Source organism: Mycobacterium heidelbergense, assembly GCF_050205645.1.
Lineage (GTDB): Bacteria > Actinomycetota > Actinomycetes > Mycobacteriales > Mycobacteriaceae > Mycobacterium > Mycobacterium heidelbergense_A.
On record NZ_JBNMQT010000011.1, the window covers coordinates 164,685 to 187,890 of the forward strand.

The window sequence follows — 23,206 nt, forward strand, 5'->3', positions numbered from 1 at the left end:
TCCGGTGGCGCCCGCCGCTAAGCCCTGTGAGGGCCGTTGATGATCCCGAAGGTAGCAGCGGTCTACCTCGCCTAGTCCACGGTCGATCACAAACTCGCGCAGGTCACGGACTGCTCGTTCCTGGAGGCACCCCAAGGCCGCGGCGATGACGCAATTACGCAGTTACGCAATTACGTCTAAGTCTTAGCGTTGGAGGCAAGCCAGTGATCCCCGAGGTCAGTGAGGATCCTGCTCACGCTGGCGTCGCGGCCGAGCGCGGCCGGGTTGAGCGCTTGTACGGTCATGCCGGGCAATGGCGACCCCGCCGGCCTGGTCGAGCGGCTCTTGAGCGCGTTCTTCGGCCCCAGCGCCGCTAATTGCGAGACGCCCGGTTCACCGCCGACACCACGGCCCGCAGCGACGCGGTGGTGATCGACGGCGCAATCCCGACACCCCACACGGTCCGCCCGCCCACCGACGCCTCGACGTAGGCCGCGGCCTGTGCGTCGTCGCCGGAGCTCATCGCGTGCTCGGAGTAATCCAGGACCGCGACCTCGAATCCGACCTTGCCCAGCGCGTGGACGAAAGCGGCCAGCGGGCCGTTGCCGACGCCGGCGATCTCGGTCTCGACCCCGTTGATCTTGACGGTCGCGGCGATGCTGGTCGGGCCGCCGTCCTCCTCGGAGGTGTCGACGCGCTGCTTCATCCGCTCCAGCGGCCGCACCGGCGCGAGGTACTCCTCGGAGAACGCGTCCCACATCTCCTTCGGCGAGACCTCACCGCCCTCGCCGTCGGCGATCTTCTGGATCACCTGGGAAAACTCGATCTGCAGCCGCCGCGGCAGGGCCAGGCCATGGTCGGCCTTCATGATGTAGGCCACCCCGCCCTTGCCGGACTGAGAGTTGACCCGGATCACCGCCTCGTAGGTACGCCCGACGTCCTTCGGGTCGATCGGCAGATACGGCACCTGCCAGAGCATGTCCTCGACGACGGCGTCCGCTTCGTCCGCGTCGATCTTCATCTGGTCCAGGCCCTTGTTGATGGCGTCCTGATGGCTGCCGGAGAACGCGGTGTAGACCAGGTCTCCGCCGTAGGGGTGTCGCTCGTGCACCGGCAGCTGGTTGCAGTACTCCACCGTGCGGCGGATTTCGTCGATGTTGGAGAAGTCGATCTGCGGGTCCACGCCGCGGGAGAACAGGTTCAGCCCCAGCGTCACCAGGCACACGTTGCCGGTGCGTTCTCCGTTGCCGAACAGGCAGCCCTCGATGCGGTCCGCGCCGGCCTGATAGCCCAATTCGGCTGCGGCGACGGCGGTTCCGCGATCGTTATGCGGATGCAGGCTCAGGATCACCGACTCGCGGTTGGCCAGGTTGCGGCTCATCCACTCGATCGAGTCGGCGTAGACGTTGGGTGTTGCCATCTCCACGGTGGCGGGCAGGTTGAAGATGATCGGGTTGTCCGGTGTGGGACCGATGATCTCGCCGACGGCGTCGCAGACGTCCCTGGCGTACTCCAGTTCGGTGCCGGTGTAGGACTCCGGCGAATACTCGAACCGCCACTGGGTGCCCGGGTATTTGGCGGCCTGCTCGACGCACTTGCGCGCGCCGTCGGTCGCGATGGCCTGGACCGCGGCCCGGTCGGCGCGAAAGACCACGCGCCGCTGCAGGATTGACGTCGAATTGTAGAAGTGCACGATCGCCCGCGACGCGCCCTCGCACGCCTCGAACGTGCGCTCGATCAGCTCCGGTCGGCACTGGGTCAGCACCTGGATGGTGACGTCGTCGGGAACGGCACCGGCGGTGATGATTTCGCGGACGAAGTCGAAATCGGTCTGGCTGGCCGACGGGAAGCCGACCTCGATCTCCTTGTAGCCCATGCGCACCAGCAGGTCGAACATGCGGCGCTTGCGGGCCGGGCTCATCGGGTCGATCAGCGCCTGGTTGCCGTCGCGCAGGTCCACCGCGCACCACAGCGGCGCGGAGTCGGTGACCCGGTCGGGCCAGCTGCGGTCGGCGACCCTAATAGGCTCGACTTCCTCGAAGAACGGTCGGTACCGGTTGATCGGCATCGACGAACCCCGTTGGGGATTCCACACGGGCTGGCCGGGTGCGGGTGGGCCCGCGGGTTTGACGACGGCCCGCGCCGAGGTATAGGCGTCGGGGCCGGAAGGCTGGGAAAAACTGGTCACGGTAGTTGCTCCGGGGGGTGTCAGAGGGAACCTCAGACCGGCGCATCGCGAACGCCCGCGACGGGAGGCCGGTCTGGATCAGACCCCGTCGCGGCGTCCGAGGAGGAGCACCCGCTGCACGTAGAGCACTCTACCGCGCTCGGCCCGGCGACCGAAATCGAAGGTCGTGGGCCGTGGTGTCCTTGAGTGTGACCCTGAACTGCATCGTCCGGTACGGCCACCCCGTCGCGGTGTTCCACTGCGAGACCACCAGCCCGACGCCACCCGGAACGTCCAGCCGTGAGCCCGGCAGAACATATCCGCCGTAGAGTTGGGCGACCTGACTGGCCGCGAGGTTTTGGGCGTCCCAGGTTGTCCCCACCACCGGCGTCTGGACCTCGGCTTCGTACAGATTGGCGGTCGGCGAGTCGATCGTGCGGTACCCCAATGCATATCCCGAGGACAGAAAGCCGCCCAGGATCCATGTGCCGGTATCGAGCCTGCGCAAGGTCAGCTCCCCCCACGTTTCGGCGGGGGGCGTGATGGGCGTGGGTACGTTGCCCCACGCCCACTGGTCGTCGGCCCAGCCCCAGCCGGAGTATTTGGTCCTGTCGCCGATATCGCCCGGCCGCACGCGTCGCAGGATTACGCCCTTGTCTCGCTGGAACCCAGTGGAAACGACGTATACCCAGCCGTCGTCGGGGTTGTAGTCCCACGACCACAGCTGCGCGTAGCCCTTGTGCAGCGACGCGGGAAACCTTGCCCGGGCGCCCATCCGCCGCCAGCTGGCTCCGTTATCCGTGGAGGCCCAGATCCCGGTCCAGATCACGTTCCCGAAGCCGCGGTTGACGATGGCATGCAGGTACATCGTCTGCCCGATGACCAGCACGTCGGACGGAATCACGGTGCTGATCCCGCCCCGGTTCCACGGTTCGCCGTCGTGGACATAGGGCCACAACTGCTGCGCATAGTTCGGGTCGGCGCCGCCCGCGTACTCATAGCGGATCTGGTTGTTGGTGTCCCCGCTGCCGACCAGCGCGACCGGGGCGCGCCAGTCGCCCCGCCCAACGCTGCGGCCCGAGAAGGTATCTCCGAACACCGACACCAGCTTGCCGTTGGGCGCCACCGTGCAAACGCCCAAGTCGGTGCAGGTAACCCCCCATGGGTCGGTGATGCCCGGTCCGGTGATGTCCCCCACGTAGCCTTCGGTGGGTTTCGTTGCGACACAGCCACTGTCGCGTCTCCACCGATATACCGTGGAGGCACTGACGCCGCTGTCGGCCGCGATCGCGGCGACCTTCTCTCCCGAGCGGACTCTCCGCAGCACCCGTTTGCGCAACGCCGCCTCGTGCATAGCTCCTCCGCTAGCGTCCCGGCCGAGTCGTCGCACCCCTCGGATTCGACGACGACTCCCACAACGTCTTTACCCCCAACAATGCGGAGGACATGCCGCCGGGGGCATGAGTAGCGGGCTACCTGTGTTTTTCCCCGCGATCCGCCAATCGGCCCGCTCAACCGAACTCAGCGCGAGCCCTACCTGTCGGGATGACGTAGTTGGCCGAGAAATCAGGTGGTGCACTACGCATGCCGTCCCTGGGTCTGGGCTCCTACGGTCGACCCACCACACAGATTTGGAGGTTGCAATGACCACTTTGCGAGAGTCCAGCCGCGTCAACGGCGGTGAACAGGCACATGACTGGAGCCACGTTCGCGGTTTCGGCTGGCGCCCACAGCTCCCGGATGCCCGCGACATGGTGTACACGGCCAGGCTTAGGGACCTGCCGCCGGCCAAGTACGACCTGCGTCCGTCGATGCCGGCGGTCTATGACCAGGGACAGCTCGGCTCGTGCACCGGAAATGCCATCGCCGCCGCAATGGAGTACGAGCGGGATCGGCAGGGCCTATCCGATTTCGTCCCTTCGCGGTTGTTCATCTACTACAACGAACGTGCGCTCGAAGGTACCGTGTCAAGCGACTCGGGCGCGGTCATCAGGGACGGCATCAAGGTAGTGAACCGCGAGGGCGTTTGCCCGGAGACCTTGTGGCCGTACGACATCGGCGTGTTTACGGTGAAACCGCCGAAGCGTTGCTACGTCGCCGCGAAGAAGGACAAGGCGGTGCAATACGAGGCGATCCAGACATTGGGGGACCTCAAGGATGCGATCGCCTCGAATCTGCCCGTGGTTTTCGGGTTTACCGTTTACCAGAGTTTCGAATCGCAGCCCGTCGCTAAAACGGGTGTGGTGCCCATGCCCAAGCCGGGTGAGGCCACGGTCGGCGGCCATGCCGTCGTCGCCGTGGGCTACTCAGATCCCAAGAGCCACTTGATCGTCCGCAACTCGTGGGGACCGTCATGGGGCGACCACGGCTACTTCTACCTGCCCTACGAGTATCTGACCGGTTCCAAGGCCAGCTCCGATAGCTCGCCCATCAACGGGGCGCACTTGGCGAGCGACTTCTGGGCGATCCAGATGGTTTCGTCGTAGCAGCGCACCGAACAGTGCACCCGGACGAGGGGAGGGCCCCACGGCCCGGTCGCTGAGGCAGAGGGGTCGACAGAGAAAAGCATGAGGCGCCGCCACGTATTCTGTTCTGGACCTCCGATTACCTTCCGGACCGAAAGAACAACAGTGGCGCTCGTCGTGCAGAAGTACGGCGGATCCTCGGTGGCCGACGCCGACCGGATCCGTCGCGTCGCCGAACGCATCGTCGAGACCAAGAAACAAGGCAACGACGTCGTCGTTGTGGTCTCGGCGATGGGTGACACCACCGACGACCTGCTGGACCTGGCCCAGCAGGTGTGCCCGGTCCCGCCGCCCCGGGAACTCGACATGCTGCTCACGGCCGGTGAGCGCATCTCCAACGCGCTGGTGGCCATGGCCATTGAATCGCTGGGCGCGCACGCGCGGTCGTTCACCGGATCGCAGGCCGGCGTCATCACCACCGGCACCCACGGCAACGCGAAGATCATCGACGTCACGCCGACGCGGCTGCAGTCCGCCCTCGACGAGGGCCGGATCGTCCTGGTCGCCGGGTTTCAGGGGGTCAGCCAGGACACCCGGGATGTCACCACGCTGGGCCGCGGCGGTTCGGACACCACCGCGGTCGCGTTGGCCGCGGCGCTGGGCGCCGACGTCTGCGAGATCTACACCGACGTCGACGGCATCTTCAGCGCGGACCCGCGGATCGTGCGCAACGCCCGCAAGCTCGACACGGTGACGTTCGAGGAGATGCTCGAGCTGGCCGCCTGTGGGGCCAAGGTCTTGATGCTGCGCTGTGTGGAATACGCACGCCGCTACAACATTCCGGTGCATGTCCGGTCGTCGTACTCGGACAAAGAAGGCACCGTCGTCGTCGGATCGATCAAGGACATAGCCATGGAAGACCCCATCCTGACCGGAGTCGCGCACGACCGCAGCGAGGCCAAGGTGACCGTCGTCGGCATACCCGACATCCCCGGGTATGCGGCCCGGGTGTTCCGGGCCGTCGCCGACGCCGACGTGAACATCGACATGGTGCTGCAGAACGTCTCCAAGATCGAGGACGGCAAGACCGACATCACCTTCACCTGTTCCCGCGACAGCGGCCCGACCGCGGTGGCGAAGCTCGACGCCCTCCAGGACGAGATCGGCTTCAGCCAGCTGCTCTACGACGACCACATCGGCAAGGTGTCGCTGATCGGGGCGGGCATGCGCAGCCATCCCGGTGTGACGGCGACCTTCTGTGAGACGCTGGCCCAGGTAGGCGTGAACATCGAGCTGATTTCGACATCCGAGATCCGGATCTCGGTGCTGTGCCGCGACACGGAACTGGACAAGGCCGTCGTGGCGTTGCATGAGGCGTTCGGGCTCGGCGGCGACGGGGAGGCAACGGTGTACGCGGGGACGGGCCGCTGATGGTCGCGCTCGGTGTTGTGGGTGCCACCGGTCAGGTGGGCCAGGTGATGCGCAGGCTGCTCGACGAGCGGGATTTCCCCGCGACGTCGGTGCGGTTTTTCGCGTCGTCCCGCTCGCAGGGCCGCAAGCTGCCCTTCCGCGGTCAGGAGATCGAGGTCGAAGAGGCCGCGACGGCGGACCCGAGCGGCCTGGACATCGCGCTGTTCTCCGCCGGCAAGACGATGTCGCTGGTGCAGGCGCCGCGATTCGCCGCCGCCGGGGTCACGGTGATCGACAACTCGTCGGCGTGGCGCAAGGACCCGGACGTGCCGCTGGTGGTGTCGGAGGTCAACTTCGCCCGCGATGCCGCCAACCGGCCCAAGGGCATCATCGCCAACCCGAACTGCACCACCATGGCCGCGATGCCCGTGCTCAAGGTGCTGCACGACGAGGCCCAGCTGCTGCGCCTGGTGGTCTCGAGCTACCAAGCGGTGTCGGGCAGCGGCCTGGCCGGCGTCGAGGAGCTGGCGACCCAGGCACGCGCGGTCGTCGGCGAGGCCGAGGAACTGGTGCACGACGGCGGCGCGATCGAGTTCCCGGCGCCCAAGACCTACGTCGCACCGATCGCGTTCAACGTGGTGCCGCTGGCTGGATCGTTGGTCGACGACGGATCCGGGGAGACCGACGAGGACCAGAAGCTGCGCCACGAGAGCCGCAAGATCCTGGGCATTCCCGACCTGCTGGTCAGCGGTACCTGCGTGCGGGTTCCGGTGTTCACCGGGCACTCGCTGTCGATCAACGCCGAATTCGCGCGGCCGCTGTCGCCGGAGCGCGCGCGGGAACTGCTCGACGGCGCCCCGGGCGTGAAGCTGGTCGATGTCCCGACGCCGCTGGCCGCCGCCGGCGTCGACGAATCCCTTGTCGGCCGGATCCGGCAGGACCCCGGCGTTCCGGACGGGCGGGGGCTGGCGCTGTTCGTATCGGGCGACAATCTGCGCAAGGGTGCGGCACTGAACACCATCCAGATCGCCGAGCTACTCGCCGCCGAACTATGATCCGCGGGTGAGCTCCGCCCATACCCGCGGCGGCACGCGGTGCTCGCTATTGGTCGCCTCGATCGTCAGTTTGCTTGCACCGCAGTCCCTTTCGGCCGCACACGCCGATCCGCCGGCGCCAGAACCCGAGCCCGTCCTGCAGCCGCTGGCCCCGGGTCAGGTGCTGCGAATCGGCCCCACGGCCGGCACCGGAACCCCCACCCGCGACTATGGCATCGGCGCCACCGATCTGTGCGACTTCGTCGCGTTCCCCACCGAGCTGCTGCAGGTGTGCGGCGACAGCTTCGCCGGTCAGGGTGTCGGCTTCGGCGGCTGGTACTCGCCGGTCGCGCTGCACGTCGACACCGCGTCGGTCGACGATCCCGCCGGGGTGCGCTACACCGGCGTCACCGGAACCAACACGCCGCTGTTGGCCGATCCGACGCCGCCGGGGGACTCGCAGCTGCCCGCCGGGGTGGTGGAGATCAACCGCCGCAACTACCTGATGGTGACCACCACCCACGACCTGGAGCCGCAGAACTCCCGGCTGGTGGCGGCCGAACCGGTGCGCTCCGGCTGGCAGACGGTCCCCGGCTCCCGGCGCGTCGCCTCGTATCAGGACGGCTCGCAGACGCAGATCAGCGGGTACTACGACCCGGTCCCGACGCTCGATTCACCGAGCGGGTGGGTGTACATCGTCGCCAACAGCTTCACCCGCCGCCGCCCGGTGGTGCTGTATCGGGCCACGCCGCAGACGTTCACCGACCGCTCCCGATGGCAGGGCTGGGCCGCCGGACCCGACGGCGGGTGGAACAAGCCGCCGACGCCGCTGTGGCCCGACCAGGTGGGCGAGATGTGCATCAGGCAGATCGACGGCAAGGCGGTGCTGTCGTACTTCAATGCCAGCACCGGCAACATGGAGGTCCGGGTGGCCAACGATCCGACGTCGCTGGGCACCGCGCCGGTGACGACGGTGGTGCAGCACGACGAGTGGCCCGAGCCGGCGGAAAGCCTGCCGCCCCCCTACGACAACCGGCTCGCGCAACCGTACGGCGGGTACATCTCGCCCGGTTCCACCCTCGATGAGCTACGAATTTTCGTCAGCCAATGGGACACGCGAGCGCGGGTGAGCGCGCCGTACCGGGTGATTCAGTTCGCGGTGAACCCGTTCAAGCCGGAGTGAGCTCAGAAGTTATTGCAGGTGTCGAAAGCCGTTTTAAGAATCGGAACTAACGGTTGATTCTCTGGGTTGCTCACCGTCAGCTGCGCCAACCGCTGGCGTTCAGCCGGCGGCGCGGCGAGGAACCGCCGCAAACCGGCCTGCATCTGCGGCGATGAGTTCAACATCGAGACATACTGCGGATCTTGAGCATTCAGCGCCGCGGCGACTTGCTGGTAATTGCAGGTCGTGTTGACGGCCGAACCCAGATCGGGATCTGCGGATGCGACCCCAGCGGTCAACGACAATGCCAGGCTGCCAACCGCTATACCCATTCCGGTCAACAGTTTGATCATGTGGACTCCCTCCCTCCAACTGATCGCATTAACCCTAGTCGGCTCGCCTAATGGAATGGCGGGAATCGGCGCTACATTGTCCTTGCTGTCATTCGGCCCGTCGGGTGAGCATCGATACATGGAGATAAGCCAGCGCGCTGCCGCCGTCCAATTAGACGCCGTCCCTGCCGACGTCGGCGCTAACCTCGCCGCCGTCGAGCGCCTGGTCGACGAGGCCGCAGCCGCCGGCGCAACCGTGATCGCCCTGCCGGAGTTCTTCACCACCGGCATCGGCTTTCTGCCGGAACTCGCCGATGCCGCCCTGCCACCGGATGGCGAAGCCACCGAACTGCTGCTGGGCCTGGCCCGGCGCCACGGCGCCATGATCGGCGGGTCATTCCTGGCCAGGGACACCGACGGGCACGTACGCAACGCCTACTTGCTGGTGACCGCGGAGGGCATAGCCGGTCGCCACGACAAGGACTTGCCCACCATGTGGGAGAACTCGTTCTACATCGGCGGGCACGACGACGGAGTTATCCCGGCCAGCGAGATCACCGTAGGCGCCGCTGTGTGCTGGGAGCTGATGCGCACGCAGACGGTGCACCGGCTCCGCGGGCGCATCGACCTGGCGATGACGGGGTCGGGCTGGTGGTCGGTGCCCTGCTGGCATCCGTCGGCGATCTTCCGCCGCATGGAAACCCGCAACGCGGCAACCGCGCGGCACGCAGCCGAGTCCTTCGCCGGCTACGTCGGCGCGCCGGTGCTCCACGCGGCCCACGCCGGCGCGCTGCGATGCCGGATGCCGTGGCTGCCAATCGATTACAGCGGCCGATTCGAAGGCGGAACGATGATCGTCGCCGCCGACGGTGCGGTGCTCGCGTCCCGCGCCGCCGACGAGGGTGCGGGCATCGTCGTCGCCGATATCGTGATCGGCCGTCGAGAACCGAAAGCGCAACCGCCGAAAGGCTTTTGGCTGCATCGCCGGGGAGTCCTGCCAGCGCTGACGTGGAACTACCAGCGGCTGCACGGCCGGCGCTATTACCGCCGACATGTGGCCCACAAAAGTGGGATCCGTCGTTCACCAGCAGAAACAGGTTTGGGCTCATAGCTGCTACTTAACTAACGCATAGCCGCAACCATTGTTTACCCCCGCATCATGTGTCTCATGAGTGAAACATCTGAAACCCCCACTGTGCGGACGTCTTCCGCAACTGCACCGGCGGCGGCCGCAGAGCCGGCGCTCTACCGAACCCCCCGGGTCTTTATCGCGGCGGCCTGGGTCGCCATCGTCGCCGGGATCGTGTTCATCGTCTCGGTCATCTTCTTCACGGGAATGGCGCTTGGGCATCACGGCGGTCACCACCACCATCACCACCACAAGCACCACGCGATGATGCACCGGTTCGGCCCCGCTGGTCCCGGCGGCGGACCCGGTGCGAACGCTCCAGGTGCACCGGCACCCGCACCGGGAGCCGTGACGCCCGGCGCCCCCGGCCCCAGCCAGGTTCCGTCGTCGGTCGCTCCGTCGCGGACGCCGTAGGGGAGTTCCACACCGTCCACGTGCTCACGGGGTGATAGGAGGACCCCGGCGGGCCGCTAACTGAACACCAAGTAGCCCGGCGCTCGCTCGAGCGCCGGGCTACCCGTTGTAACGGGCAGAGGGCAGGATCGAGGCATGAGCGAAACACCTGAACCGTCAACTCAGCCGACTTCCGCCCCGGCGGCGCCGCCGCCACCCGCACGGGTCAAGCCCCCCGCGCTCTTTGTGGCCGCGGCGTGGGTGGTGATCGTCGCCGGGATCGTTTTCATCCTCGCCACCGTGTTTTTCGCCGGCGCCATGGTCGTCGGGTACAACCATCACTGCGGTCACCACCACCACGGGATGATGTACGGCCCCGGGGGACCCGGCGGCCCCGGTGGCCCGCCGTGGGGCGGGCCGTGGGGGTATGGCCCGGGTGCATCGAGTGGTCCCGGCCAGTCGGCGACGACCAGCGCGCCCGCGCCGGCCCCGAACACGCAAAGCACCCCGCGGCCCTGATATCAGGGGTGCAACGACATTCGCCGCCGGGCAGCGGTCCTGGCATGATCGAGACCCATGACCATTGAAGTCGTTTACACCACGGAATCCACTGCGACCGGCGGCGGCCGCGACGGCCACGTGAAGTCCGACGACGGCCGGATCGACCTGGAAACCCGGCCGCCGAAGGCGATGGGCGGCAGCGGCGAAGGCACCAATCCCGAGCAGCTGTTCGCCGCCGGGTATGCGGCCTGCTTCCTGGGTGCGCTGCGCCTGGTCGCCGGCAAGTCAAAGGTCACGCTGGACGACGCCACCAGCGTCAGCGTCGAAATCGGCTTCGGCAAGGATTCCGCGGGCGGATTCGGGCTGACGGGCAAGATCGTCGGCCACCTGCCGGGTGTGGAACAAGGCGTCGCCGACGATTTGGTGGAGCAGGCGCATCAGGTATGCCCATACTCCAAGGCCACCCGCGGCAACGTCGACGTCGACGTCTCCGCCAAGGTCTAGCCGGGCCATTGGATCGGAGCATGCGGATCTTCGCCGCGGTGGCGACGATCGCCGTGTCCGTGGGCGGCGCGTCGGCGATCCCGGTGGCGAGCGCCCACCCGTCGGAACCCGGGGTGGTCTCCTACGCGGTACTCGGCAAGGGATCCGTCGGCAACATCGTCGGCGGGCCGATGGGCTGGGAGTCGGTCTTCACCCAGCCGTTCCAGGGCTATTGGGTCGACGTCGCGGAATGCAACAACTGGGCCGACATCGGATTGCCCGAGGTGTACAACGACCCCGACCTGGCGTCGTTCAACGGGGCCACCACGCAGACGTCGGCCAACGACCAGACCCACTTGGTCCGGCAGGCGGTCGGGGTGTTCGCGACCAACGACGCCGCGTCCCGGGCGTTCCATCGCGTGGTGGATCGAACCGTTGGTTGCTCGGGACAGACCACCGCGATGCATCTCGACAACGGCTCCACCCAGGTGTGGTCGTTCGACGGCGGGCCGGCGACCGGCACCGACGCCAACTGGACCAAGCAGGAGGCGGGCACCGATCGGCGCTGCTTCGATCAAACCCGGCTGCGCGAAAACGTGTTGCTTCAGGCGAAGGTCTGCCAGTCTGGCAACGGCGGGCCCGCCGTGAACGTGCTGGCCGGAGCCATGCAGAACGCGCTGGGTCAGTAAACGGGCCGGGAATATGTCGGAGCGATCTGGAAGATGAAGTGACGGTGGCTATCGTCCCGATAGCCGCGAACATGGCGCTCGGCGATCCGTGGCCGGGCGCGGAGGGATCGTGATATGACGTCCGCCGCCACTTCCGCCGCGCTCGAAGCCGAGATGGCCAGTTCCACGGCCGCCGCGCAATACATCGCCGAGGGCTGTCTGGCGGATGCGCCGCTGGGGTCCGTCGGGCTGGAGATGGAAGGACACTGCCACGACCCGGCCGACCCCTTCCGGCGGCCGAGCTGGGCGGAGATCACCGACGTCATCGAGCGGTTGCCGACGCTGCCGGGCGGCAGCAGGGTCACCGTGGAACCGGGTGGCGCCGTCGAACTGTCCGGCCCGCCAGTCGACGGCGTGCTGGCGGCCCTCGACGCGATGCGCCGCGACCAGGCCGTGCTTCGGCCGGCTTTCGCCGACGCCGGGCTGGGCCTGGTTTTCCTCGGGACGGATCCGCTGCGGCCGCCCGAGCGCATCAATCCCGGCACGCGTTACCGCGCGATGGAAGAGTTCTTCGCCGCCAGCGAATCCGGGTCCGCGGGCGCGGCGATGATGACATCCACCGCGTCGATTCAGGTCAACCTGGACGCCGGGCCCAAGGACGGCTGGGCGGCCCGCGTGCGGCTGGCGCATGCCCTGGGGCCGACGATGATCGCGATCGCCGCCAATTCGCCGATGCTGGGCGGCGAGTTCACGGGTTGGGTCTCCAGCCGGCAACGCGTGTGGGGCCAGATGGACTCGGCCCGCTGTGGGCCGATCCTGGGTGCCAGCGGCGACGACCCCGGCACCGACTGGGCGCGCTACGCGCTGAAGGCGCCCGTGATGCTGGTGCACACCCCGGACGCGGTGCCGGTCACGAGCTGGGTCCCCTTCGCCGACTGGGTGGACGGACGGGTGTTGCTGGGCGATCGCCGCCCCACCATCGCCGACCTGGAATACCACCTGACGACGCTGTTTCCGCCGGTCCGCCCCAGGCGGTGGCTGGAAATCCGCTACCTCGACAGCGTGCCGGACGCCTTTTGGCCCGCCGTGGTGTTCACCCTGGTGACCCTGCTCGACCACCCGGTCGCCGCCGACATCGCGGCCGAGGCCGTCGAACCGGTTGCCACCGCCTGGGACGCCGCGGCCCAGGCCGGCCTGCGCGACCGCCGACTGTACGAGGCGGCCAATCGGTGTGTGGCCGCCGCCGCCGAGCAGGCTCCCGCGGAGCTGACCGACGCGATGGCGCGGCTGATGCGCAGCGTCGAGCGGGGCCGATGTCCCGGGGACGATTTCTCCGACGGTGTGATCGAGCACGGCATCGCGGCCGAGGTCTCGCGGGCCGCGCGAGCGCAAGGGGGCCCGTGACTTCCCGGGAGAGGCTTGCCGACGATCTGACCCGGGCGCGGACCCGGACGTTGCGGCTCACCGATTTCGACGACGCCGAGCTGTGCCGCCAGTACGACCCGTTGATGAGCCCACTGGTGTGGGACCTGGCGCACATCGGTCAGCAAGAAGAGCTGTGGCTGTTGCGCGGCGGCGACCCGCGCCGGCCGGGGATGCTGCCCCCCGAGGTCGAGGGGCTTTACGACGCGTTCGAACACTCCCGCGCCAGCCGCGTCGACCTGCCGCTGCTGTCCCCGGAGCGGGCCCGATCCTATTGCCGCACAGTGCGATCCGCAGCGCTGGACGCGCTGGACGCCCTGCCCGACGACCCCGCCGGCGACCGCGCCGCCTTCACCTACGGGATGGTGGTCAGCCACGAAAACCAGCACGACGAAACCATGCTGCAGGCACTGAACCTGCGCACCGGCGCGCCGCTGCTGCCCGACACATCCGCCCTGCCCGCGGGCCGGCCGGGGCTGGCCGGCACGTCGGTGCTGATTCCCGCCGGAGAATTCGTGCAGGGCGTGGACGCCGCCGCAGAACCCTACTCGTTGGACAACGAACGTCCCGCCCACGTCGTCGACGTCCCGGCGTTCAGGATCGGCCGGGTCCCGGTCACCAACGGCGAATGGCAACACTTCATCGACGACGGCGGCTACCACCAGCCGCGGTGGTGGTCGGCGCGCGGTTGGCAGCACCGCCAGGGCGCCGGCCTGACCGCGCCGCAATTCTGGAGCTCCGACGCGCGAACGCGCACCCGCTTCGGCCGCGTCGAAGAGATACCCGCCGACGAGCCGGTGCAGCATGTCACCTTTTTCGAAGCCGAGGCCTACGCGGCGTGGGCGGGTGCGCGGTTGCCCACCGAGACGGAATGGGAGAAGTCGTGCGCGTGGGATCCCGCGTCGGGCACGCGGCGCCGCTACCCATGGGGCGAGCAGGACCCGTCGGACGCCGTCGCCAACCTGGGCGGCGCGGCGCTGCGTCCGGCACCCGTCGGTGCGTATCCGCTCGGCGCTTCGGCCTACGGGGTCGAGCAGATGCTGGGCGATGTGTGGGAGTGGACCAGTTCTCCGTTGCGGCCCTGGCCGGGATTCGTCCCGATGATCTACGAGCGGTACTCACAACCCTTCTTCGACGGCGACTACCGGGTCCTGCGGGGCGGGTCGTGGGCGGTGGAGCCGTCCATCCTGCGGCCCAGTTTCCGCAACTGGGATCATCCGTTCCGCCGTCAGATCTTCTCCGGTGTCCGGCTGGCCTGGGATGCCCCCGACGCGGGGGGCTCCAGCTGATGTGCCGCCACCTCGGCTGGCTCGGGGCCGCCGTCACGGTCTCCTCGCTGGTGCTCGAACCGCCCTCCGGGCTGCGGGTGCAGTCCTATGCCCCGCGCCGGCAAAAGTACGGCCTGATGAACGCCGACGGTTGGGGCATCGGGTTTTTCGACCACGACGTGGTACGGCGGTGGCGCAGCGCGGCGCCGCTGTGGGGTGAGGCATCGTTCGAGTCGGTCGCGCCGGCGCTGCGCAGCCACTGCGTGGTGGCCGCCGTTCGTTCCGCGACCGTCGGCATGCCGATCGAAGCGAGCGCGACCGCGCCGTTCACCGACGGCCGCTGGCTGCTGTCGCACAATGGGGTGGTCGACCGCACCGTGCTGCCGCTGACGTCGTCGGCCGAATCCGTCTGTGACAGCGCGATACTCGCGGCCGCCATCTTTGAGCGTGGGCTCGACGCGCTGGGCGACACCATCGCAGAGATCGGGACGGCCGACCCCCTGGCGCGACTGAACATATTGGCCGCCAACGGTTCTCGGCTGATCGCCACCGCCTGGGGCGACACGCTGTGCATCCTGCGCCGCGACGACGGTGTGGTGCTGGCCAGCGAGCCGTACGACGACGACCCCGACTGGGAGGACGTGCCGGACCGCCACCTCGTCGAAGTCAGCGCGAAGGGTGTCACGATGACCCCGCTGGACCACCCGCCGAAAGGATCTCGATGACGCTGTCGCTGTCCAATCACCTCGCCGCCGACTCGGCGCATCACGCGCTGCGCCGCGATGTGCTCGACGGCCTGCGGCGCACACCGAAATCGCTGCCGCCCAAGTGGTTTTACGATTCGGTGGGCAGTGAGCTGTTCGATCAGATCACCCGGCTGCCCGAGTACTACCCGACGCGCGCCGAGGCCGAGATTCTGCGCGCCCGGTCCGCCGAAATCGCGGTGGCCAGCGAGGCCGACACCTTGGTCGAACTGGGCAGTGGCACGTCGGAGAAGACCCGGCTGCTACTGGACGCCCTGCATGGCCGCGGGTCGTTGCGCAGGTTCGTGCCGTTTGACGTCGACGCCGGCGTCCTATCCGCCGCGGCGACCGCCATCCAGAGCGAGTACGCGGGCGTCGAAATCAAAGCCGTCTGCGGCGATTTCGAGGCACACCTGACCGAGATTCCCGACGGGGGCCGCCGCCTGTTCGTCTTCCTCGGCTCGACGATCGGCAACCTCACACCCGAACCGCGCGCGGAGTTCCTCGCGACCCTGTCGGCGGTGATGCGACCGGGGGACAGCCTGCTGCTCGGCACTGACCTGGTGAAGGACACCGGCCGACTGGTGCGCGCGTACGACGATGAGGCCGGCGTGACGGCGGCGTTCAATCGCAACGTGCTCGCGGTGATCAACCGCGAACTCGACGCCGATTTCGACGTCGCGGCATACCGGCACGTGGCCCGCTGGAACGCGGACGAGGAACGCATCGAGATGTGGCTGCGGGCCGATCACGAGCAGCGGGTGCGCGTCGGTGCGCTGGAGCTGACGGTCGACTTCGCGGCCGGCGAGGAAATGCTCACCGAGGTGTCGTGCAAGTTCCAGCCGGACGGGGTGAACACCGAATTGGCCGGCGCGGGATTGCGTCGCATCCGCTGGTGGACCGACGCCGCCGGTGATTTCGGGTTGTCGTTAGCCGTCAAGTGAGCGATTCGCTGGCCGACCGATGGCGGGAGGCCCGCCCGCCGGTGGCCGGGCTGCACCTGGACACTGCGGCCTGTTCGCGCCAGAGTTTCGCGGTCATCGACGCGACCGCGCAGCACGCGCGGTACGAGGCCGAAGTCGGCGGGTATGTCGCCGCCGAGGCCGCGACGCCGGCGCTGGACGCGGGGCGCGCCGCGTTCGCCGCGCTGAGCGGGATGCCTGACGCCGAGGTGGTGTACACCACCGGCTCGCTGAACGCGCTGGATCTGCTGCTGGGCGGCTGGCCCGCGGACAGCCGGACGGTGGCCTGCCTGCCCGGCGAATACGGCCCCAACCTGGCCTTGATGGAGATCCACGGGTTCGAGCGCCGGCTGCTGCCGACCCTGGACGACGGCCGGGTGGCACTCGACGACGCGGCGTTCGCCCTCGAGGACGACCCGCCCGATTTCGTCCACCTGACCACGGTGGCCAGCCATCGCGGTGTCGTCCAGCCGGCGGCGATGGTCGCGAAACTCTGCGCCGAATTGGGCCTGCCGCTGGTCGTGGACGCCGCCCAAGCGCTGGGCCACGTGGACACCGTGGTGGGCGCCGACGTCACGTATTCCTCGTCGCGCAAGTGGATCGCCGGGCCGCGGGGTGTGGGTGCGCTCGCCGTGCGCCCCGACCTGATGGAGCGGTTGCGTCCGAGGCTGGCCGCGCCCGAGTGGGCCGTGAAATCGGGGTCGCTGACGGTGGCCCAACAGCTGGAATTCGGTGAGGCCAATGTCGCTGCGCGCGTGGGGTTTTCGGTGGCGCTGGGCGAACATTTGGCTTGCGGCCCCGAGGCGGTGCGGGCCCGGCTGGCCGAGTTGGGCGCGCTCAGCCGCACCGTGCTGGCCGACGTGCCCGGGTGGGCGGTGATCGAGGAGGTCGAAGAGCCCAGTGCGATCACCACTTTGGCGCCGGTCGGCGGCGCCGACGCAGCGGCCGTGCGCGAATGGTTGCTGAGCGAACGGCGCATCGTGACCACCTACGCCGGGGTCCAACGGGCGCCGCTGGAACTGACGGGGCCGGTGCTGCGGATCTCGCCGCACGCGGACACCACGGCCGACGACCTGGGTGCCTTCGCCGAGGCGCTGAACGCCGCGACGGCGGCGACCGGCTAGCTGGCCTTGTGCGCCGTGAGCAGGTAGGCGGGCAGCTTCATCCGGCCCTTGTCGTCGCGGTCGTGCGGCGGAAATTCGAACGGCGCGTCGGGGATCTGGGGAACGTTGGCGTGGATATACGCGGGCCGAATGTCGTCGATCTCCCAGTACTTGCTGACCGCGGCGCGCAATTCGTCCTCGTCGACTTCGTTGGGCTTCGGTTCCATCTCGGCGGGGAAGGCGCCCTTGGCGAATACCAGCACGTAGTACCCGGCGCCGGGGGCCGCCGCGCGGTGCACCGAGCTCAGGTAGCCGTCGCGGCCCTCGACCGGCAGCGAGTGAAACAGCGTGGAGTCGATGACGGTGTTGAACCTGCCTTCCGATCCGGGTGGATATCCGGAGAACGAGGTGATGTCGGCCTGCACGAAGCTGGCCGTGCTTAACCCGCGTTCGGCGGCGGCCTTGGTGGCCGCCGCGATGGCGGTGGGTGTGAGATCGACCCCGACCACGGTGTGGCCCGCCGCTGCCAATTCCAACGACAGCTCGGCGAACCCGCAGCCGGCGTCCAGCACGTCGCTGCGGAACTTGCCGGCCGCCATCAGCGCGGCCAATTCGGGCTGTGGTTCACCGATATTCCACGGCGGCGGACCCTGGAACCCGCCCTGCTCGCGGTACACACTGTCCCAGTCCATTAGTTCGGGTGACATAGCCCCCAACGTACGCGCGCCTACGACGGCCAGGTGTGCACCGGCTCGTTGGCGTGCATGTGCTCGCAGTAGCGGCGCAGCATCTCGGCCAGCGCCGCGGGCCGCGTCATCCCGCCGTCCTGCAGCGCCCGCACGGTGGCCACCTGCCAGCTGGCGCCGTTGCGTGCGCTCGCGGCACGGCCCTCGATGACGCCGAGGAACCGGTCGCGGGCCTCCGTGTCGACACCCCATCGGCGCAGCCCGTCGTCGGCCATCGGAAGCAACGTGTTCAACACCAATTCCGGCGCCGTCACGTGGCCCAGGTCCGGCCAGCGCAGCCGGGCGGCGATGCCGTGCCGGGCCGCCTCGACGAAATTGGCGTGCGCCGCAGCGAAACTCATCCTCGTCCACAGCGGATCGTCTGATTCGGACAAGACGCGCAGCACGCCGTAGTAGAAGGCCGAGTTCGCCAGCATGTCGATCACGGACGGGCCGGCCGGCAAGACCCGATTCTCCAGCCGCACGTGCGGGCGCCCGTCGACGACGTCGTACACGGGGCGGTTCCACCGGTACACGGTGCCGTTGTGCAGGCGCAATTCGGAGAGCGCGGGAATGCGTCCGGCGGCCAGCTCGGCGGCGGGGTCCTCGTCGGACAGCTCGGGCAGCAGCGACGGGAAATAACTGATGTTCTCCTTGAACAGGTCGAGGATCGACGTGATCCAGCGTTCGCCGAACCACACCCGCGGTCGCACACCCTGGGTGGTGAGCTCCTCGGTGCGGGTATCGGTGGACTGCGTGAACACTTCGATACGGGTCTCCGACCACAGCTGGTGGCCGAAGAAGTAGGGCGAATTCGCGCCCAGGGCCAGCTGCGGGCCGGCCAGCACCTGCGCGGCGTTCCAGTTGGCGGCGAAATCGCAGGGCGCCACCTGCAGATGCAATTGCATGCTGGTGCAAGCGGATTCGGGCGCGATGGTGGTGGTGTTCCAGCTCAGCGGCTCCGGGCCGTCGATATCGATCTGGATGTCCTCGCCGCGGGCGCTGAAGATGGACTCGTTGAGGGCCGCGTATCGGGTCGACTCGCTCATCCAGCCCTCGTCGAGATGTTCGGGCCGCAGCGTCGGCAGGATGCCGATCATCACGATGTGGGCCCCGCTGGCGTTGGCCTTGGTCTCCGCGTCGTTCAGGCTGGCCCGCACCTCCGCCTCCAGGTCCAGGGCGGTGTGACCGGGCAGCGGGCGCGGCGGCACGTTGAATTCGATGTTGTAGGCGCCTAATTCGGTTTGGTAGGCCGGATCCGCGATGGCGTCCAGCACGTAGCGGTTCGACATCGCGGGCTGGTAATCGGCGTCGACGAGGTTGCATTCGATCTCCATGCCGGTGAGCGGCCGGTCGGCATCGAAGTGTGACTGCGAGAGCATGGTCTCGAAGACGTCCAGACACAACTGCACCTTGCGCCGGTATTCCCGCCGATGTGCGTGGTCATAGGTGGTGCGCTTGACCTCTTCGCCCACAATGCCGATGGAACATGTTTACCGGCGGCAACGCAAGTTCCCGCCCGGCGTGTGGGTAGACCATCATGGACGATGACATGAGGAGAACGTTGGAGGAGAGCACTTGGCCGACTTCGTCGCCGCCATAGACCAGGGCACCACCAGCACCCGCTGCATGATCTTCGACCACGCCGGAACCGAGGTCGCCCGTCACCAGCTCGAGCACGAGCAGATCCTGCCGCGCGCGGGCTGGGTCGAGCACGACCCGGTCGAGATTTGGGAGCGCACGTCGTCGGTGCTGACGTCGGTGCTCAATCGAACCGATCTGGCGGCGAAAGACATTGCCGCCCTGGGAATCACGAACCAGCGCGAGACCACGCTGGTGTGGAACCGGCGCACCGGGCGTCCCTACTACAACGCGATCGTTTGGCAGGACACCCGCACCGACCGGATCGCGTCGGCGCTGGACCGCGACGGTCGCGGTGACGTGATCCGGCGAAAGGCGGGCCTGCCCCCGGCGACTTACTTCTCCGGGGGGAAGCTCCAATGGATCTTGGACAACGTCGACGGGGTGCGCGAAGCCGCCGAAAGCGGTGATGCGCTGTTCGGCACCGCGGATACCTGGGTGTTGTGGAATCTGACGGGCGGCGCGCGCGGCGGCGTGCACGTCACCGATGTCACCAACGCCAGCCGCACCATGCTGATGGACCTGGAAACGCTGGACTGGGACGACGAGCTGTTGTCGTTCTTCTCGATTCCGCGTGCGATGCTGCCGGCGATCGCGCCGTCGTCGTCGCCGGAACCGTACGGTGTCACCACCGACGCCGGTCCCGTCGGCGGCGAAGTGCCGATCACCGGGGTCCTCGGCGACCAGCATGCGGCCATGGTCGGTCAGGTGTGTCTGGCCGCCGGGGAGGCGAAAAACACCTACGGCACGGGCAATTTCCTGCTGCTCAACACCGGCGAGACGATCGTCCGATCGAAAAACGGCCTGCTGACCACCGTCTGCTACCAATTCGGGAACGCCAAACCCGTTTACGCGCTTGAGGGTTCGATCGCGGTGACCGGCTCGGCGGTGCAGTGGCTGCGCGACCAGCTGGGCATCATCAGCGGCGCGGCCCAGAGCGAGGCGCTGGCCCGTCAGGTCGCCGACAACGGCGGCGTGTATTTCGTGCCGGCATTTTCCGGGCTGTTCGCCCCGTATTGGCGTTCCGATGCCCGCGGCGCCATCGTCGGGCTGTCCCGGTTCAACACCAACGCGCACCTGGCCCGCGCGACGCTGGAGGCGATCTGCTATCAGAGCCGCGACGTGGTCGACGCGATGAAAGCCGATTCCGGTGTGCGCCTTGAGGTTTTGAAGGTCGACGGCGGTATCACCGGCAACGACCTGTGCATGCAGATTCAGGCCGACGTGCTGGGCGTGGACGTGGTGAGGCCGGTGGTCGCCGAGACGACCGCGCTGGGCGCCGCCTACGCCGCGGGTCTGGCCGTCGGGTTCTGGGCGGATCCGGGCGAGCTGGTCGCGAACTGGCGCGAGGACCGGCGATGGTCGCCGGAGTGGAGTGATGACGAGCGCGCCGCCGGCTATGCCGGCTGGCGCAAGGCGGTGCAGCGGACCCTGGATTGGGTCGATGTGACCTGATCCAGGGTCCGCCGACCGTCAGTCCTCGCCGAGGATGCCGTAGATCTCCCGCCGCGCATTGTTGAGGATGTCGACGATGCGCTGCTGCTGGTCGGAAGAGGCGGTGTGCGCGGACTGCGCGACCGCACCGAACAACTGGCCCGCGGCCGTGCGCAGGTTGAGGTGGCCCGGGTCGGCGCCCTTGGCGATCTCGTCCCATGGCGGGGTCTCGATCTTCTCGGCCGCCGCGCGACCTTCGTCGGTGAGCTCGAAGAGCTTCTTGCTGCCGTCGGTTTCGGTCGCCGTGATCAAGCCTTCGTCGGCCAGTAGCTGCAGCGTCGGGTAGACCGAGCCCGGGCTGGGCTGCCAGATTCCGTTGCTGCGTTCGGCGATCTGCTGGATCATCTCGTAGCCGTGCATCGGCCGCTCGGCCAGCAGTACCAGGATGGCCGCCCGGACGTCACCGCGGCGCCCGCGGCCCTGGCCGCCGCGACGCCATCCGCCGCGCCGGCCGCCGGGACCGAAGCCGAAGCCGGGACCGAACCCGGGACCGAAACCCGGCCCGAACCCGGGCCCGAAGCCCTGGTCGCCGGCGTGGTCGCGAAGGTGTTCGCGGAATTCCCGCCGGGCCTGGCGCCTGGCCTCATGCAGGGCGCGCCGCTGAGCGGGCGCGGGGCCGGGGCCGAAACCGAAGCCTAGGCCAGGTCGAGCGCCGAATGGGCCGTCGGGAGGAGTGAATGGATTGGTCATTGTCTGTAGTCCTTACGTCTGTTGGTTCGCGCATAGGGCATGCGCTTCGGTGCATCACGATATATCGGAAACTAACGCGATGCAATCAGATATTTTCGTTTGCGCCCGAAACTCGGCGGGTAGCACCTGAGGGATGGACGCAAATAACTCCAACGTGACGTTCGACAGCGCAACGCGACGCCCGACCGATCAGGCGCAGGGTGAAGCGCGTAGACGCCGCGTCTGGCCGTGGGTCAACTGGGGGTTGGCGCTGTCCACGGTGCCGGCGGCCGCACTCGTGATGCTCTTCGCGCTGGGCGCGGTGATGAGTACCGACGGCTGCAGCGGTCGCAGTTGCCCGAACCTGGGCCGCGGGGGGATCGACTTCGGGGTCGCGTTCTACGGCGCGCCCGTGGTGGCGTTCGTCGTCATCGTCGTCTCGGTCTTCACCGCCAAGCGCCGTGGCGGCATCGTCGTTCCGCTGGCCGGATGGGCGCTGCTGATCATCGACGTGATCCTGATGGCGATTACCGTCTCCGGCTAGCGGCAATCAGCGGGGCGGCGAAAAGCCGCCGGCCTGCGGGTCCTGCTGCGGCCACGGAACGGCCGGCGGCGGGCCGGCCGGCGCGGGTGGCCAGGGCGTCGGCCCGGCCGGTGGCCAGGGTCCTGGCGCAGGCATCGTGGGGCGCAGTCGCGCCAGTTCGCGGCGGTGGCGTTCGGCCAGAACCGCGGCAAGCACCAGCTCCGGCGGGGCGCCGGGCGGGGGCGGCGGGGCGATGCGCGTCACCACCTCCCCGGCGATCCGGTACGCCATCTGCTGGCGCAGCTGGCGATCGAGTTGTGGTGCGCGGGAAAGGAATTGGCGCGCAACCTCGGCTTGGCCGGCGGACAGCCCGGACAGCTGCAGCGACGTCGCCCACCACGCCAGCGCCGGGGGCATGGCCGGCGGCGGACTCGATCGTGGGCCTCGCTCACTCACCACGACCGTGCCGGCGAAGATGTCGCCGACGCGTTTGGCCTTCGGCGACAGCATGCTGCAGATGACGGCGGGACTGCCGAGAAACATCCATATCTCCACCACCGCTGCCAGCGCGCGAAACACCACCTGCCGGAAGCGTTCTGGGCCACCGTCATCGGACACCACACGCAGGCCCATCACGATCTTGCCCACCGACCGCCCACGCGTAGCGGTTTCGAAGGTCAACGGGTAACCGATCATCACCAGCACGGTGAAGATGATCAGGACGGCCGCGCTCAGCGCGCTGTCGAACTGCGTCAGGGTAGCGGCCCACAGCATCAGCCCGAGCAGGTAGAACACGAACATCACCGTGATGTCGATCAGTGCACCCACCGCCCGCACCGGCAACTGGGCGATCTGGACGTCGAGGACCACCGCGTCCCCGGTCACCACCTCCGACATACCACCGAACGGTACAGGCGAATTAGGCTGCTCAGG

General features: G+C 68.2%; 23 protein-coding genes. 16 read left to right on the plus strand and 7 right to left on the minus strand.

What is annotated here, in order from left to right; translation table 11 throughout:
* Window positions 1-352: 352 nt before the first annotated feature.
* Together leuA and ACQI5H_RS15135 are read right to left on the minus strand one after the other, a co-directional pair.
* A complete protein-coding gene (leuA, locus tag ACQI5H_RS15130) occupies window positions 353-2,167 on the minus strand; it encodes a 2-isopropylmalate synthase (protein WP_427080157.1) in 1,815 nt (604 codons plus the stop codon).
* A gap of 130 nt (window positions 2,168-2,297) precedes the next feature.
* Window positions 2,298-3,500 (minus strand): DUF4185 domain-containing protein, encoded by a 1,203-nt coding sequence (locus ACQI5H_RS15135; RefSeq protein ID WP_427080158.1) that lies wholly within the window; start codon window positions 3,498-3,500, stop codon window positions 2,298-2,300.
* 289 nt (window positions 3,501-3,789) lie between these two features.
* Between ACQI5H_RS15135 and ACQI5H_RS15140 the strand changes: the two genes are divergently transcribed.
* From ACQI5H_RS15140 to ACQI5H_RS15155, 4 genes are all read left to right on the plus strand, one after another.
* Entirely contained in the window at window positions 3,790-4,632 is an 843-nt protein-coding gene (locus ACQI5H_RS15140; protein WP_427080159.1) for a C1 family peptidase, read from the plus strand.
* Window positions 4,633-4,776: 144 nt separating this feature from the next.
* A complete protein-coding gene (locus ACQI5H_RS15145) occupies window positions 4,777-6,042 on the plus strand; it encodes an aspartate kinase (protein WP_427080160.1) in 1,266 nt (421 codons plus the stop codon).
* Window positions 6,042-7,076: an aspartate-semialdehyde dehydrogenase gene (locus ACQI5H_RS15150; protein WP_427080161.1), complete on the plus strand. Its 1,035-nt coding sequence runs from the start codon at window positions 6,042-6,044 to the stop codon at window positions 7,074-7,076. The genes ACQI5H_RS15145 and ACQI5H_RS15150 overlap by 1 nt, the downstream gene beginning before the upstream one ends.
* Before the next feature lie 7 nt (window positions 7,077-7,083).
* Complete coding sequence (locus ACQI5H_RS15155; protein ID WP_427080162.1) at window positions 7,084-8,238, plus strand: DUF4185 domain-containing protein; 1,155 nt, start codon at window positions 7,084-7,086, stop codon at window positions 8,236-8,238.
* A 2-nt stretch (window positions 8,239-8,240) separates the two neighbouring features.
* On the opposite strand, the gene ACQI5H_RS15160 is transcribed toward ACQI5H_RS15155, so the two are convergent.
* On the minus strand, window positions 8,241-8,570 hold the full coding sequence (locus tag ACQI5H_RS15160) for a hemophore-related protein (RefSeq protein ID WP_427080163.1): 330 nt from the start codon (window positions 8,568-8,570) through the stop codon (window positions 8,241-8,243).
* Window positions 8,571-8,688: 118 nt separating this feature from the next.
* Here ACQI5H_RS15160 and ACQI5H_RS15165 point away from each other — a divergent pair, with 118 nt between their 5' ends.
* From ACQI5H_RS15165 to egtE, 10 genes are all read left to right on the plus strand, one after another.
* Window positions 8,689-9,660, plus strand: a complete 972-nt coding sequence (locus tag ACQI5H_RS15165; protein ID WP_427080164.1) for a carbon-nitrogen hydrolase family protein — start codon at window positions 8,689-8,691, stop codon at window positions 9,658-9,660.
* A gap of 57 nt (window positions 9,661-9,717) precedes the next feature.
* On the plus strand, window positions 9,718-10,092 hold the full coding sequence (locus ACQI5H_RS15170) for a hypothetical protein (RefSeq protein ID WP_427080165.1): 375 nt from the start codon (window positions 9,718-9,720) through the stop codon (window positions 10,090-10,092).
* A gap of 135 nt (window positions 10,093-10,227) precedes the next feature.
* On the plus strand, window positions 10,228-10,590 hold the full coding sequence (locus ACQI5H_RS15175) for a hypothetical protein (RefSeq protein ID WP_427080166.1): 363 nt from the start codon (window positions 10,228-10,230) through the stop codon (window positions 10,588-10,590).
* Between the two features lie 57 nt (window positions 10,591-10,647).
* The gene (locus tag ACQI5H_RS15180; protein ID WP_427080167.1) at window positions 10,648-11,076 is read left to right on the plus strand and encodes an organic hydroperoxide resistance protein; all 429 of its coding nucleotides are present in this window, start codon (window positions 10,648-10,650) and stop codon (window positions 11,074-11,076) included.
* A 20-nt stretch (window positions 11,077-11,096) separates the two neighbouring features.
* The gene (locus tag ACQI5H_RS15185; protein ID WP_427080168.1) at window positions 11,097-11,744 is read left to right on the plus strand and encodes a sensor domain-containing protein; all 648 of its coding nucleotides are present in this window, start codon (window positions 11,097-11,099) and stop codon (window positions 11,742-11,744) included.
* 114 nt (window positions 11,745-11,858) lie between these two features.
* Window positions 11,859-13,127: an ergothioneine biosynthesis glutamate--cysteine ligase EgtA gene (gene egtA / locus ACQI5H_RS15190; RefSeq protein ID WP_427080169.1), complete on the plus strand. Its 1,269-nt coding sequence runs from the start codon at window positions 11,859-11,861 to the stop codon at window positions 13,125-13,127.
* Window positions 13,124-14,434 carry an ergothioneine biosynthesis protein EgtB gene (gene egtB, locus ACQI5H_RS15195; protein ID WP_427080170.1) on the plus strand — a complete coding sequence of 437 codons (1,311 nt, stop codon included), beginning with the start codon at window positions 13,124-13,126 and terminating at the stop codon, window positions 14,432-14,434. Before egtA ends, egtB begins: the two co-directional genes overlap by 4 nt.
* Entirely contained in the window at window positions 14,434-15,138 is a 705-nt protein-coding gene (gene egtC, locus ACQI5H_RS15200; protein ID WP_427080171.1) for an ergothioneine biosynthesis protein EgtC, read from the plus strand. Before egtB ends, egtC begins: the two co-directional genes overlap by 1 nt.
* Window positions 15,135-16,100 carry an L-histidine N(alpha)-methyltransferase gene (egtD, locus tag ACQI5H_RS15205; RefSeq protein ID WP_427080172.1) on the plus strand — a complete coding sequence of 322 codons (966 nt, stop codon included), beginning with the start codon at window positions 15,135-15,137 and terminating at the stop codon, window positions 16,098-16,100. Before egtC ends, egtD begins: the two co-directional genes overlap by 4 nt.
* Window positions 16,097-17,242, plus strand: coding sequence for an ergothioneine biosynthesis PLP-dependent enzyme EgtE (gene egtE, locus ACQI5H_RS15210; protein ID WP_427080173.1), 1,146 nt, complete (start codon window positions 16,097-16,099; stop codon window positions 17,240-17,242). Before egtD ends, egtE begins: the two co-directional genes overlap by 4 nt.
* On the opposite strand, the gene ACQI5H_RS15215 is transcribed toward egtE, so the two are convergent.
* Window positions 17,239-17,928 carry a class I SAM-dependent methyltransferase gene (locus ACQI5H_RS15215; protein ID WP_427080174.1) on the minus strand — a complete coding sequence of 230 codons (690 nt, stop codon included), beginning with the start codon at window positions 17,926-17,928 and terminating at the stop codon, window positions 17,239-17,241. The genes egtE and ACQI5H_RS15215 overlap by 4 nt on opposite strands.
* Before the next feature lie 20 nt (window positions 17,929-17,948).
* The gene (locus ACQI5H_RS15220) at window positions 17,949-19,421 is read right to left on the minus strand and encodes a glutamate--cysteine ligase (protein WP_427080175.1); all 1,473 of its coding nucleotides are present in this window, start codon (window positions 19,419-19,421) and stop codon (window positions 17,949-17,951) included.
* Window positions 19,422-19,524: 103 nt separating this feature from the next.
* Between ACQI5H_RS15220 and glpK the strand changes: the two genes are divergently transcribed.
* Window positions 19,525-21,042, plus strand: coding sequence for a glycerol kinase GlpK (gene glpK / locus ACQI5H_RS15225; protein WP_427080176.1), 1,518 nt, complete (start codon window positions 19,525-19,527; stop codon window positions 21,040-21,042).
* An 18-nt stretch (window positions 21,043-21,060) separates the two neighbouring features.
* Here the strand turns inward: glpK and ACQI5H_RS15230 are convergent, their stop codons facing one another.
* Window positions 21,061-21,771, minus strand: a complete 711-nt coding sequence (locus ACQI5H_RS15230) for a PadR family transcriptional regulator (RefSeq protein WP_427080177.1) — start codon at window positions 21,769-21,771, stop codon at window positions 21,061-21,063.
* A gap of 133 nt (window positions 21,772-21,904) precedes the next feature.
* Between ACQI5H_RS15230 and ACQI5H_RS15235 the strand changes: the two genes are divergently transcribed.
* Window positions 21,905-22,294, plus strand: a complete 390-nt coding sequence (locus ACQI5H_RS15235; RefSeq protein WP_427080178.1) for a hypothetical protein — start codon at window positions 21,905-21,907, stop codon at window positions 22,292-22,294.
* 6 nt (window positions 22,295-22,300) lie between these two features.
* Here ACQI5H_RS15235 and ACQI5H_RS15240 read toward each other — a convergent pair whose 3' ends face one another.
* Window positions 22,301-23,170, minus strand: coding sequence for an RDD family protein (locus ACQI5H_RS15240; RefSeq protein WP_427080179.1), 870 nt, complete (start codon window positions 23,168-23,170; stop codon window positions 22,301-22,303).
* Window positions 23,171-23,206 lie beyond the last annotated feature (36 nt).

Bases quoted from the DNA above. Each gene is read 5' to 3' on its own strand.
- ACQI5H_RS15135 (WP_427080158.1), bottom strand. From the start codon at position 3,500: ATGCACGAGGCGGCGTTGCGCAAACGGGTGCTGCGGAGAGTCCGCTCG.
- ACQI5H_RS15140 (WP_427080159.1), top strand. From the start codon at position 3,790: ATGACCACTTTGCGAGAGTCCAGCCGCGTCAACGGCGGTGAACAGGCA.
- ACQI5H_RS15150 (WP_427080161.1), top strand. From the start codon at position 6,042: ATGGTCGCGCTCGGTGTTGTGGGTGCCACCGGTCAGGTGGGCCAGGTG.
- ACQI5H_RS15160 (WP_427080163.1), bottom strand. From the start codon at position 8,570: ATGATCAAACTGTTGACCGGAATGGGTATAGCGGTTGGCAGCCTGGCA.
- ACQI5H_RS15165 (WP_427080164.1), top strand. From the start codon at position 8,689: ATGGAGATAAGCCAGCGCGCTGCCGCCGTCCAATTAGACGCCGTCCCT.
- ACQI5H_RS15170 (WP_427080165.1), top strand. From the start codon at position 9,718: ATGAGTGAAACATCTGAAACCCCCACTGTGCGGACGTCTTCCGCAACT.
- ACQI5H_RS15175 (WP_427080166.1), top strand. From the start codon at position 10,228: ATGAGCGAAACACCTGAACCGTCAACTCAGCCGACTTCCGCCCCGGCG.
- ACQI5H_RS15180 (WP_427080167.1), top strand. From the start codon at position 10,648: ATGACCATTGAAGTCGTTTACACCACGGAATCCACTGCGACCGGCGGC.
- ACQI5H_RS15185 (WP_427080168.1), top strand. From the start codon at position 11,097: ATGCGGATCTTCGCCGCGGTGGCGACGATCGCCGTGTCCGTGGGCGGC.
- egtA (WP_427080169.1), top strand. From the start codon at position 11,859: ATGACGTCCGCCGCCACTTCCGCCGCGCTCGAAGCCGAGATGGCCAGT.
- egtC (WP_427080171.1), top strand. From the start codon at position 14,434: ATGTGCCGCCACCTCGGCTGGCTCGGGGCCGCCGTCACGGTCTCCTCG.
- egtD (WP_427080172.1), top strand. From the start codon at position 15,135: ATGACGCTGTCGCTGTCCAATCACCTCGCCGCCGACTCGGCGCATCAC.
- ACQI5H_RS15215 (WP_427080174.1), bottom strand. From the start codon at position 17,928: ATGTCACCCGAACTAATGGACTGGGACAGTGTGTACCGCGAGCAGGGC.
- ACQI5H_RS15230 (WP_427080177.1), bottom strand. From the start codon at position 21,771: ATGACCAATCCATTCACTCCTCCCGACGGCCCATTCGGCGCTCGACCT.
- ACQI5H_RS15235 (WP_427080178.1), top strand. From the start codon at position 21,905: ATGGACGCAAATAACTCCAACGTGACGTTCGACAGCGCAACGCGACGC.
- ACQI5H_RS15240 (WP_427080179.1), bottom strand. From the start codon at position 23,170: ATGTCGGAGGTGGTGACCGGGGACGCGGTGGTCCTCGACGTCCAGATC.